The sequence below is a fragment of the Kothea flammea genome (assembly GCF_052161645.1).
Classification (GTDB): Bacteria; Planctomycetota; Planctomycetia; order Pirellulales; family Pirellulaceae; genus Laterigemmans.
The window spans coordinates 4,470,216-4,482,678 of sequence record NZ_CP197414.1 but is presented as its reverse complement, the minus strand read 5'-3'; the positions used below and the strand labels follow the sequence as shown (position 1 = coordinate 4,482,678).

Sequence of the window (12,463 nt, the reverse complement as noted above, 5' to 3'; positions counted from 1 at the left end):
ACCCATGCAGAATTCAGTGCTCAGAGTTTTATTCTCGCTGATCGTGCTGTGGGGGACTTCCTCATGGCTAGTGGCTCAGCCGCCGTCGCGAGCCGGCGTCACGCGTGAGGTTCAACGTCGCGTGGTGAAAGTCTACGGGGCCGGTGGTATGGCTGGTCTGGAAGCGTATCAAAGTGGCTGTTTGGTATCGCCCGAGGGGCACGTGGCGACCGCATGGAGTTACGTGCTGGATGTGGATTCACCCTTGGTGGTGCTCGACGACGGCCGTAAATTCGAGGCCACGATTGTCGGTTTTGAACCCAATCTGGAGTTAGCTGTCCTCAAGCTGGAAGCGACCGACTTGCCCTTCTTTCCGATGAGCGGCGATCTGCAAGTGGAAGCCAGCATGCCGGTGTTGGCCGTGAGCAATTTGTTTTCGATCGCCGCCGGCAACGAACCGGCCAGCGTGATGCAAGGTTACATTGCCGCGGAGTCGAATCTAGCAGCCCGTCGTGGGACGTTTAAAACTGCTTATGATGGTCGTGTTTTTATCTTAGATTTGGTCGCCAACAACCCGGGTGCGGCTGGTGGTGCGTTGGTCGACGTTCGCGGGAATCTGCTCGGTATGTTGGGCAAGGAACTGCGTGATGAACGCACCGGCGTTTGGCTGAACTACGCGATCCCCACCGAGGTCATGCGGGGTGCGATTGGTGACATCATTGCCGGTCGCCAGTCGGTGCGTGCCGCGAGTTCTCAGCCTCTCGCTCGAGATCAAGCTCACTCTTTGGAGAAGTTGGGTATGGTGATGATTCCCAACGTGCTGGAGAATACGCCCGCTTACATCGATCGTGTGGTGCCGAAATCGCCAGCCGATTTGGGCGAATTAAGAGCTGATGATTTGATCCTGTTGGTCGATGGGCAACGTGTTGGCGGTCAGCAGGCGCTAATTGAAATGTTGAGGTCGATTGATGTTCGCGATCCTTTGACCGTTACTGTCCAGCGAGGCAGCCAAATCGTTTCCGTGACGATGCGGAAACCATAGCACCGATCCCCAACGCTTCCTCGCATACCGTGGTTTTTTAGAGTTGAAACGAGTTGCAGTGCGGGGGGAGGTACCGGCGATCGCCACCAGTTATCTATACTTTTACCACGATGAAGCGATTTTCCATGCGCTTGTTTTACTTACCATGTTTGCTCGTCTTTAGCCTGCTGTTGTCTTCTCAGCAATCCGCGGGAGCGCAGGAGGCGTTTGATTTTTTTGCTGCCGAGGCGGCCGCGATTGCCCAAGCCGTGGAGCGAGTGGGGCCGGCGGTGGTCAGCATCGAAGTGGTGGGAGTCAGCGAAGTTGCCGCGGGGGAAGTGGCCGCCGATGCACCCTCGGCGGGAACGGTTGTCGATGCCTCTGGATTCATTCTGGCGTCGAGTTTGGTGGCTGAACGGTCGGCTGCTTCCATTTTGGTTGTCTTCGGCGATGGGACGCGTCTTCCTGCTGAGATTGTCGCACGCGATTCGGCGCGGGAGTTGGTGTTGCTCAAGGTGCAACCGGTGGAACCATTGCCCACGATCGACTTGGTCCCCGCGGAGCAAGTGCGGGTGGGAGATTACGCGATTGCGGTGGGACGAATTGGTGCTGCCGGACCAGCCGCTCGCTCGGTTGGGATCGTCAGCGCGCTGAGCCGGTTGAATGGTCGCGCGATGCAAACCGACGCCCGTATTTCACCACCCTTTTACGGCGGACCATTAATCAACATTCGCGGTCAGTTGTTGGGATTCGTGGTGCCTGCGATGCCCGAGGCTGGTGGCACCGGAGATAAAGTTGGCTGGTATGATTCGGGGATTGCCTTTGCCGCTCCCGCCTCCCAAGTCTTGTCTCGTCTGGAAACGCTCATGCAAGGCACGGACATCCAGCCTGGCAAGTTGGGAGTCGTGGCTGGCAGCAGCGATCCGCTCGCCTCGGGGACGAAAATTTCCGCCGTTCGCATCGGTTCCCCAGCGGCCCAAGCTGGCATCGAAACGGGTGATCAGATTGTTGCTATCAATGATGTTCTCGTCGAGCGTCACCAGCAGATTAAAGAAATTCTTGGCCCGCTCGATGCGGGCAGCCCCGTTAAAATCGACATTGATCGTGCGGGGGAGCGGGTATCGGTGCAGGCAACTTTAGTTGCCGATATACCACCCTTTAGCCCACAAACTTTGGGCGTGCTCCTGGCATCGGCTGAGGGCCAGCCCTTGGAGGTTATCAGCGTGTTTGATAAATCGCCAGCGCAACTGGCCGGGCTGCGCGTGGGCGACCTGATTTTGCAGCTCGATGGCAAACCTGTCACCGAATTAGATGCTTTGCGGCAACAGGTAATGACATTGACCCCTGGTGGTGAGAGTAAACTGCAGATTCAACGCGAAGGGGAAACGCAAGAGATCACTTGGACGGCAGCCAGCGCGGCTGGAGTTTGGCCATTGGAGACTCCCGCTTTGCCGGGAGACTTCGCGGCGATCAAATGGGAGTTGGCGGATTTGACGCTGCCTGATGTGCCGAATAGAGCCGCCATGTTGGCGCCCCCGGCTGAGGTGAATGAGCAACCACTTGGTCTCTTGATCGTGTTTGCCGAGCCGGGCGAAGCGGAGCTTGACGCGGCGCTGAAGGGCTGGCAAACGCTGGCCGAGAAGCATCGCGTGATCGTGGCCATGTTGGGATCGAAAGACGCCGAGAAATGGAATTCCGAAGAAGCGGAATTGGCGGCTCGCTTGGTGGCAATGATCAATAAACGCTATCGCATCCAACCCCACGCCGTTGGTGTGACCGGCGATGGTCCGGGAGCGACGTTGGCCATCATCGCCGCGTTCGCAGATCCCACCACCTTTTCAGGCTTTGCTGTGCCGGTTGACGTGAGCCCGCCAGCTGTGCAGATTCGTGAGAACGACCCGAGCGCACCGTTGCATATCTTGATTCAACGCAGCGGCGCTGATTTTCCCCGCTGGGTCGAAGTCTTGCGACGCGTAGGATATGCAATTGTCGATTCGGTTCCCGAACGCGATCGCCTGATGCAGTTCATCTGGATGTTGGCCAGAGTGTAACGACTGCATTGAGCTGAGCTTATCTCGGATCGTGCTGTGTAGCGGGGTCGGTCGTCGAGACGACCGACCCCGGCCACAAACATTTGGTCAACAAACCGATTGCTTGCCAGCCGCAACCAATCCACCGGCTCCCGCTTTTAGCGCCGGCTGGCAATCGAATCAGGTTTGTTTTCCAAAAAGCCCCCCCGGGCTCAATCCAGTTGTTACCGCTCCGCGGTTTAGACGAAGAACAGCAACTTCGAGAATGGTCGGAGACCGAAATCAAAGTTTTCAGCCGTGGTATTGCCGGCACCCAAGGTGACCTGCATGGTCGCGGCATCGATTATCGATTGCGCCGCGGCACCGTTACCGAGTTCATCGACACCATCGTAGAGACCGGCTGGTAAACCGCGGCGAATTTGATAGGTGCCGGGGACAAGTCCGGTAAAGCTATATTCGCCATTTGCATTGGTCGTAGAGGTAGCACCGGTAGCCACTCCGTTGGCGTCCAGCAGTTGAATTACAACACCGGCCAGCGGCGTGTCCGCTACTGCGGTGCCCGTGTTATTCAGCGTGTCACTCAAGTCGTTGTCGAGGATCACTCGCCCGATAATCGAACCGTTGTCGTTCACAACCGTTAGTTGCACGGCCGCTTGATTGTTATTGGGGTTTGTTTCATCGAGCGCCACTGGCACGTCGGCTGCCGGATTAAGCTGAGTTCCCACACCCAGGTTGGGATCGACCACGGCATTAATCAGAATCGTCCGAGCGGCATTGGGCTCGAGATCTCCTAACGCCACGATAACGGGATTCGCACCAGCCGGACTGTTGATCGGCGTACCGTCTAGCGTACCTGATTGAAAGTTCAAGCCGGCGGGCAGCAGCTCGCTGAGGTTCACGTTCGTAGCCGTTGAGGGGCCAAAGTTCGTTGCTGTGATTTCCAGAACGACAGTATCGCCAGGAGCAACTTCCGTGGCGGATGCCGTTTTTTGCAAATCGACATCGAATTCGGGAGACAACGGTGTCTGGTGTTGGGCTGTGAGGACACCGGCTGTTACGCCTCCGCCGGTCACCGTGACCGTGTTAGTTAACGTGCCCTGAGTAGAAGGTTGGATATTGACCACCAAGAGGACCTGCGTATTTTGATTAGCGGGGAGCGAACCGAGTTGCAGCGTGATGCTACCGGTCTGCCCCGCAACAGGACCAGGGACGGAGGAACTGACCACCGAGACTCCAGCGGGCAAGGTGTCAGTGACGACCAAGTTCGTGGCATCACTGGGGCCGACGTTGCTGACGTTGATCGTGTAGGTCAGCTGTTCGCCCGGCGTGGCCGAGGTCACATTATCGTCTTTGGTCACCGAGATCACGGCAGTTGGCGTGACCTGGGTCGTTTCCACCGCGGAGTTGTTTTGCGTATTTGTTTCAAACGTTTGTTGCGCGCTGCTCACCGTCACCGTGTTGGAAAGCTGGGTGGTAACGTTGGAGGCAACAGCGACCGTGAAGGTGTACACCTGGGGATTTGGATCGGGCAGCACGGTGCCGAGAGCGAGTGACACTTGGTTGCCGTTGATAGTGGCGCTATTCGTGATGTTGATCCCATTCTCAAAGATTGAGACCAGCGAGGTGCCCGTTGGTAACTGATCGGTCAATGTGACGCTGCTGGCCGCACTTGGACCATTGTTGAGGACTTCAATGGTATAAACGAGCTCGTTGCCGGGCACGACCGGATCGATGTTGTCGGCTTTGGTGACGGCCAGATCAACCTCTTGCGCAATTGTGGTCGGCGCGACAGCGTTGTTGTTGGCGAGGGTGGCTGGTAACTCAGTTTGCACGGCGGTGGAAACAACCGCGGTGTTGTTGATCAACCCTGGTGCGGCGGTCGCCGGCACCAAGACGGTCATCGTGATCACAGTCGGCGCGGCTGCTCCGGCGGCCACGCCGCCAACATCAATTGTGACCTGTCCGGGAGTCGTAGCGTCGAAGGTCGCATTATTGCTACCGTTGACGAAGGTGACGCCAGCGGGCAGCGTATCGACAATGGTTACCGCGGTGGCATCGGCCGGTCCGACATTAGAAACTTCAAAGGTGTAAACCAATTCCTCACCGGCGATGCCGTTTGCCGGAGCCTGTTTGGTAAGCACCAAATCGACAATCGCGGTGACTGTCACGGGGGCTGAAACTGCTTGGTTATTGGCTGGAACCGTATCTGTTTCGTTCGGAGTCGTGACGCTGGCCGAATTATTGATGACACCGATTGCAGCCGGACCGGCGGTGACGTTGATATCCACGGTGATTGGTTCGTTGACACCAATGTCCCCAATTGCCGCCGTTACAGTGCCGCCCGCTTCGGTGACGCCGACTCCCGAGGTGACCCCGCCGCGAGTGATCGTTCCGCTGTTGAAGGTGAGGCCCGCCGGCAGCACGTCAGTGACGGTCACACCGGTCCCCGTGCTGGGGCCAACGTTGAGAATCGTCAGCGTGTAGGTAAAGCTGTCACCAACGTTGATGTCAGTATCTGACGCGACTTTGGTTAACTGGAGATCGAGTTCGCGAGCTGGATTTAAGTTAACGTCGCTGGCGTTGTTATTGGGATCGGTATCGGCACCACCGGAAGCGACTGTGGCTTGGTTGTTGAACGCGCCCACACCATCTGCTGGAACATTGACTGTGATGTCGAAGATCACGTCGGTGCCGACCGCTAGCGTGGCGATCGTGGGCATCGTCAAGGTTTGCCCGGCAACGGTCACGGTACCCACGCCGGGGCCGGTAATATCAACACCATCGCGAGTGACGCTGACGAGGCCACCCGCAGTCGGATCAATACCGGCCGGCAAGGTGTCGACGACAACCACGTCGGTGGCCGCTTGCGGTCCGTTGTTACTGACGATCAAACGATATGTTGCCGGCGCACCGACTCGAGGTGTCGTCGTAAAGACTGACTTTTGAATTTCGACGTCGACCTGCGGCGCGACACCGATATCGAGACGGTTATTTGTGTTACCCGCGCCATCGGGCTCACTCAACGAGACTAACGTCAGCGGGCCGGCGACCACACCCTGCGTGGCCACCGCGTTGCCATTGTCGTCGTTGTCGACGTCGTTGTTCGGGTCCGGTGCTGGTGTGCCCAATTGGCTGGACTGGAAGCCTGATAGCGTGGCTCCTAACGTAAACTCGGCGTTCGGAATTTGTGCGAAATAGGTGCCGGGGAACAGGCCGTCAAATGAATATAACCCGCCACCCGCGGTGGTTGCCGTGCCGCCGATTTGTTGATCGACGCCTGGTTCGAACACGCCGTCATTGTCATCCAGAAACAGATTGACATCGACTCCATCAATACCGGGCTCTCCGACGTCACGCACACCGTTATTGTTGAGGTCATTAAATACTAGGTTGCCGACCGTCAAAGGGAGAAAGCTGGGAAAGTTGATCGTGGTTACGGAAGGCGTAACTGCACCAACCACGTTGAACAAAACTTGAGAATTGTTGCTCAGCGAGACTTCAGCCGAAATCGCGCCGACGTTGGTAAAATCAGCTGGTCCGGCCGCACCACCACCGGTTGAGAAATCGTCAAACGGAATGGTAAAGGCTTCGGTTGTCAGGCCCGGCAGTGCGGAGAGGTCGGGAATGTTCAGCGTTACGGTCGAGAAATTTGTGGCATCGGTATGGACCGTGATGACCACTTGATCGCCCGCTTGATCGGAGCGTGCTTGCACCAAAATGCCTTCCGCGCCGGCCACGGTGAGATCCACACCCGCGGCACCGCCAGCTCGGAGACCGACGGGATCCAGATTAGTTGCATCACCATCGGCGCCGTCCCACTGAAAATTAGCGGTTCCCTCTCCAGACGGACTGGCTGTTATCACCACCAGGTCGGTCTCAACGCCGTTTATGTCGATTGCTACCGAGCCAGTGCCGCTCGTTCGTACCGCTCGTAAATCTCGCTCACCCCCGAGAGCCTCGGGAGCGGCTGCTGAATCGGTCGTGTTGATAGCAGGCGGTCCAACAACGTTGGGGTCGGCGACTTGTTGTCTCGCTCCATCAAACGTGTCGATGACAACTTGTCCGGTGGACGAATCACCGCTCGCCAGAGCCTCATCGATGACAACCTGAACTAACGCGTCGGCCGCCCGTTGCAGACGACCGACGGCCGCGGTCTGTTGAACGAAGTAGGTTCCCGCGTTCAGCCCGGTGAACTCATAGTTCCCATCGGCGTCGGTGATATCGGCGGCGGTCAGCGCATCGTCGCTGCCGACCTGGCCAAAGTTAAAAACGTTATCGCCTCCATCTCGGTAGAGGCTTACGGTGACGCCGGCCACAGCCGGATCGCCCGCATCCAGACCGTTGTCTTGCAAGTCCGTAAACACGTTGCCTGAGATCGCGGCAAAGTCACCAGCCAACAGTTCTCGCGCCAGCAGTCGCTCTAACCGCAAACGTCGCGGCCCTGGACGACCGCCGTTTACGGGACGCTGACGAGCACGTTTGCTTTGTGGGCTGCGAACGTTACTCTGGGCGGGTTGGCGACCGAAAAAACGATCAAAGAACATGCGACTCATCCTTGAATGAAAAGTTGGCTGTGAGAATAACGCCAGCCTTGCCGGTAAGATTCAATATCGGCTGTCAGCTGCTAGCAAGTTGAGCCCCTAATCGGTGGGCATTAGACGGTGGATTACCAGCGGTATTCGCCACCAAAGCTAATTCCCTGTGCCCAATAATCGGTTTCATTAAAGGCAAACGCGGGACGCGTGGCACCGGCTGGCGGAACCGGGCCGAGCAAATTCGGGTCGACATCCAAATCAATTTGATCACCCGGTCGCACCACGTTCGACCAATAAAGGAACGTGTAACCCAAGTTGGCCCGCAAGCGTGGAGTCAATTGATAGCCCAGCGTTGCTCGAAACTCTGGCAACACCGCAAAGCGGTCACGAGCGTAGCTGCCGATGTTCGTCGTTTGAGCTAACAAACCACCGTTTGCTGGTATCCCGTTCTCGATCCGGCCGCCGGCGATGGTGACGTTTTGACGATTCGTACCGATGCCCATGCGACCCTGCAGGTCCAAGCTCCAGTTGCCACGCATCCGCGTGTAGTAGATCGCGAAATCGAATCCGTTGAATTGAGTTCGGGTGTCGAAATTGTCGGTCAGCAAAAACGTGTTACCACGGGAGTTCAAGTTTTCATCAATGATCAGGCCTTCGTCGAGCTGGGTGTAGCGATAGCCGATGCCAAGATCAAAACGGCTGCGGAAGTTGGCTGGCAGCCGCAGAAATACCGTCTCTCCACAGCCGTCTTTGCAAGCCAGGAAGCGACGAAACTGAAATCCACCCGATCGCAATTGACTGCGGCTGAAAACTCCCACGTTGCCCGTGATATCAATTGTCCCATCATTAAACTCAACCAACTCGGCACCGTTCGGTCCACCCGCTCGGGAAACATCCCGAATTGGTCGGCCCAAACTCGATACCCCATTTCCAAAAAATCGCACGCTCTCGGAAATCTCTTCAAAGCCGAAATAGTCGGCCGAAATCGACCATTCGTGACAACGGTCCAACCACAGCCCAAAGTTCAATCGAACTCCGTCCAAGCGGCCGTCCAAATGATCGGGGTTGTTACCGTAGATCACATCCACCCCGGGGTTTCCAATGATGGGCTGGGTGCCTAAGGCGTTTCCACGCGTCACCAGCGGTGGTAAATCCATGCCGCGTTGTGACCACATCAAGTAATCGGCTGCAAACCAACCGTCTTGAGGAAAACAAATCGTTAGGCAAGGACGCCAGCCACCACGATGACCGCAGCCAACCCCTCCTCCGCAGCCCATGCTGTCACAGTGACCTGCCGAATCGCAGCCCACCCCGCCGCAACCGCCGCAGCCGGTACCTCCGCAAACCATCGCGTCGCAGGCTAAATCGCCTCCGAAGCCCTGGTTTCCGTAAAACCCACCGTCGTCGAAATACTGGCCGCCATCCATCACAACGGGACCGCCATCCATCACAACGGGACCAGAAAGCGGAACCGGTTGTGGGTTGGCTGGAGTCGCTTCGGCTGTCCCCTGAGGAACAGGCAGCGTCTCGAGGTCTTGAACCTGACGGATCACCGTAGATTGATTGGCACCGCTGGCCCTAACTGGTTGCCAGCTGGCCCGAGCAATGCGTTCGCTGCGTTTAATGGCGGGGCGCCGAGTTTCGTCAGCGACAACCGTCGAGGCGACGAGCAGCAGCAGTGGCAAGACTGTGTGGGGGGCGAATCGAATTTGGAGCACTTTGACACCATCGCGGGAGAAATGGGTGCGTCCGGCAGTTGTTCTTGGAATGCCCCCCGGCTTCCAAAAAATTGGGAAAAAGGCTCACGATCAGCCAGAATCCTTCGGACATGATTCGTTATCGGCAGGGCTTGGCGAAATCCTGAACCTAAAATCAGAATATTTTACCCAATCGTTAAACTCAGCGCCGCCGTCCCGCTGCCTACAGAGCGACAGGGGCGGATTCCGACGGGTCAGCGGCGGATTCCGACGGATTGGCGGCGGGAGGATTAGGCGGCGTGGCCCAACTGCCCAGCAGCATGCCAACGAGGCTGGCAAATAGCCCGCAGAGCTGCGGGGGAATCGCGAATTCCGGGGCGGCATACATCACGCTTAACCAAGTCGACACGCCGGCAACCATCGAGGTGACCGCGCCGGTGGTGGTCGCTCGTCGCCAATACATCCCCATCGCCAGCGGCACCAAAGCACCGACCAAGGGCACGCTATAGGCGCCTTGCACCATTTCGTACATCGTGGCGTTACTGCTGACCGCTTGCCACGTCGCGGCACCCGCGACCAAAGTCAGCACCAAACGCAACAGCAGCAGCATGTTGGCGGAGACAAATTTGGGAAAGCATGGTCGCAGCACATTTTCCACGATCAAGCTGGTCGGCGCCAGCAGCGTCCCGCTGGAGGTCGAGAGGATTGCCGAGACCAAGGCGCCGAGGAAAATTACTTGCGCCCAAAAGGGGGTTCTCGCCAGGATCAGTTCCGGCAACACCCGCTGCACCTCACGTTCGTCCCCCGACTGAAACAACTCTAGGTAAGTGGGGTCAATTAATAGAGCCGCAAAAGCGATGAACATCGGGACAAAGGCAAAGCAAAAATAAAAACTCCCGCCCAACAACGTGCCGCGGATCGCGGTTTTTTCGTCTTTGGCGCTGGTCACACGCTGAAACACATCCTGCTGTGGAATTGACCCCAACGCGGCCGTGATAAAGCCGGCAAGAAAGGGCAGCCAGACTTCACTTCCCCCGCGGGGAAACAATTGCAATCGACCGGAAGACGCAGCCGATTGAATGACGTGGCTGGCGCCACCCGCCTGATCGCCGATGATTACCGCGATGGTGATTAGACCGATCACGATGACTACGGTCTGGACCATATCGGTCAAGGCAACGGCCCACATGCCACCCAACGCTGTGTAGACCAAGACGATGCCAACGCCGCAAAGAATGCCGTTGTCGATGGTCAGCCAAGCCCAGCCGCCCGCCTGGCCAAGCACCGATAAAACCAACCCCAGTGCGGTCAGTTGAGCCGCCGCCCAACCCAAATAGGAGGCGGTGATTACTAACGAGGTGCCAATCTCAACGCCTTTTCCAAAGCGAATGCGATAGAAGTCACCGATGGTCAGCAAGTCCATGCGATAGAACTTGCGAGCGAAAAACAGGGCAACCAAGATCAGGCAAACTGAAAAACCAAAGGGATCGCCGGGAATGGCGACCAAACCGTCTTTGGCAAAAGTGGCCGAAACGGACAGCACCGTTTCGGCCCCAAACCATGTCGCGAACACGCAAGTAAAGTTCATGTACAGTGGCAGTGATCGCCCGGCCACCATGAAGTCACGGGCACCATGCACCCGTCGTGAAGCAATCAGCCCCACGCAAATGGTCGCCAATAGGTAGGCAAGCACCGCAAATGTGAGCATGAAGGTGCCCTAGAAAATGGCGACTGACTTAGCGACTGGTAAGCCATTAAACGGCGAAGCACTGGCACCCGCGTACGCGCCCATGCAGGGTATCAACAGCAACTCGCCAACTTCCAAATCGGGCAACGCTTGATCATTTGAGATGACATCTCCCGAATCGCACGTTGGACCGGCTACCACGCACGGCTCGACCGCTCGCTGACCATACCCCTCATACCAAATCGGGAAATCACAGTGGTCGAAGACTTTCCCCGAAAAAGAGCCGTATAGTCCATCGTCAATCGTGAACCACGGACGGTCCCAGCGGCGGCTCTTGCCGATCACTTGCGTAATTAAAGTCGTCGATTCGGCGCACAGCCCTCGCCCAGGTTCAGCGATTACGCGGATTCCCAGGTTGCCAAAATGCTGAGCCAGCCCCGTGGTGATCGCTTCACCGAAGACTTCGATCGGCGGTACATCGGTCCGGTAAGGCGCGGGTAAACCACCACCAATGTCGAGCACCTCCAACGCAAAACCCATCTCGGTCGCTTCATCCCATAGCCCGCGGATGCTGCCCAAGGCGATGCTGTAGTCCTGCGGATCAAGGCATTGGCTGCCGACGTGGAAGGAAAAACCGCGGACGTTTAAACCAAGCCGACGAGCGGCCTCCAGCACTTCGCGAGCCTGCTCCAACGGAGCGCCAAACTTGGCCGATAAATTGATCAGACTGGAAGAATTTGGGGTCGCCACGCGGAGCAGCAAGGAGACGCCGGGTTCCCAAGCAGCAAGCTTTTCCGCTTCGTTGACGTTGTCAAATACGAACCACCGCAAGCCAGCCTGATAGCAGCTGCGAAAGTTGCTCTCTGTCTTACAAGGATGTGTGTGCAGCATTCGCTCGGGAGAAAAGCCAGCTTCCAGAGCAGCCTGCATTTCGCGCTCCGAGCAGACATCAACGAAAGCGTTCTCCGCACAGAGCGTGGAGAGGATGTGAGGGTCGGGATTCGCTTTAGCCGCATAATATAACTCGATCCCCACCAAGGCATTTTTCATCGCCCAGTAAGTATCAATCAGCTTTGACTTGCCAACCACCAACAGGGGTGAGCCATGCTCGGCAACCAGACTGCGAGCTTGTTCAAAACCAATCACCGGCCGCGCTTGCCGCAGCGACTGCGGACGCACACATTCCACCATTTGCATTGTTATTATCTACCCAAGGTCAGAAAACGCAGAGACTACAACCAACAAAATTAAAAAATTGTCGGCCGACTGTTCCGAGCAGTTATCTTGCCGCCTTCATGCAGCTAAAACCGCGTTGACCTTGGGGTTTTGCCTTGGGGTTTGGCATCGGTTTTCGCATGTACGTCAGTTCGACACACACACCGGTCGGTCGTCCAAAGTGAATCCCAGCGGAGCCGAGATCACCTAAACCAACTCGTCAAGACCTGAATCGGTCTTCGTCACACATAGTACGCAGTGAAAGGTAAAAAAGAGAAGGGCTTTTTGGTAATTTTAAT

The 12,463-nt window shown here is 57.0% G+C and carries 6 protein-coding genes; 2 read left to right on the top strand and 4 right to left on the bottom strand.

Annotated features, from left to right (window positions below; all coding sequences use genetic code 11):
- The first annotated feature begins 4 nt into the window (after nt 1–4).
- A complete protein-coding gene (locus SH139x_RS16885; protein ID WP_488350946.1) occupies nt 5–1,021 on the top strand; it encodes a S1C family serine protease in 1,017 nt (338 codons plus the stop codon).
- Nucleotides 1,022–1,131: 110 nt separating this feature from the next.
- Nucleotides 1,132–3,051, top strand: coding sequence for a PDZ domain-containing protein (locus tag SH139x_RS16880; protein WP_488350945.1), 1,920 nt, complete (start codon nt 1,132–1,134; stop codon nt 3,049–3,051).
- A gap of 218 nt (nt 3,052–3,269) precedes the next feature.
- Here SH139x_RS16880 and SH139x_RS16875 read toward each other — a convergent pair whose 3' ends face one another.
- The 4 genes from SH139x_RS16875 to SH139x_RS16860 form a co-directional block, all read right to left on the bottom strand.
- Nucleotides 3,270–7,574, bottom strand: coding sequence for a beta strand repeat-containing protein (locus tag SH139x_RS16875; RefSeq protein WP_488350944.1), 4,305 nt, complete (start codon nt 7,572–7,574; stop codon nt 3,270–3,272).
- A gap of 122 nt (nt 7,575–7,696) precedes the next feature.
- Nucleotides 7,697–9,283 (bottom strand): BBP7 family outer membrane beta-barrel protein, encoded by a 1,587-nt coding sequence (locus SH139x_RS16870; protein WP_488350943.1) that lies wholly within the window; start codon nt 9,281–9,283, stop codon nt 7,697–7,699.
- 202 nt (nt 9,284–9,485) lie between these two features.
- The gene (locus tag SH139x_RS16865) at nt 9,486–10,970 is read right to left on the bottom strand and encodes a high affinity choline transporter 1 (RefSeq protein WP_488350942.1); all 1,485 of its coding nucleotides are present in this window, start codon (nt 10,968–10,970) and stop codon (nt 9,486–9,488) included.
- Nucleotides 10,971–10,979: 9 nt separating this feature from the next.
- Nucleotides 10,980–12,146: a type III PLP-dependent enzyme gene (locus SH139x_RS16860; protein WP_488350941.1), complete on the bottom strand. Its 1,167-nt coding sequence runs from the start codon at nt 12,144–12,146 to the stop codon at nt 10,980–10,982.
- Between the last annotated feature and the right edge of the window lie 317 nt (nt 12,147–12,463).

Excerpts from the sequence above, each read along its gene's own strand:
- SH139x_RS16885 (WP_488350946.1), top strand. The coding sequence starts at position 5 with ATGCAGAATTCAGTGCTCAGAGTTTTATTCTCGCTGATCGTGCTGTGG.
- SH139x_RS16880 (WP_488350945.1), top strand. The coding sequence starts at position 1,132 with ATGAAGCGATTTTCCATGCGCTTGTTTTACTTACCATGTTTGCTCGTC.
- SH139x_RS16875 (WP_488350944.1), bottom strand. The coding sequence starts at position 7,574 with ATGTTCTTTGATCGTTTTTTCGGTCGCCAACCCGCCCAGAGTAACGTT.
- SH139x_RS16865 (WP_488350942.1), bottom strand. The coding sequence starts at position 10,970 with ATGCTCACATTTGCGGTGCTTGCCTACCTATTGGCGACCATTTGCGTG.
- SH139x_RS16860 (WP_488350941.1), bottom strand. The coding sequence starts at position 12,146 with ATGCAAATGGTGGAATGTGTGCGTCCGCAGTCGCTGCGGCAAGCGCGG.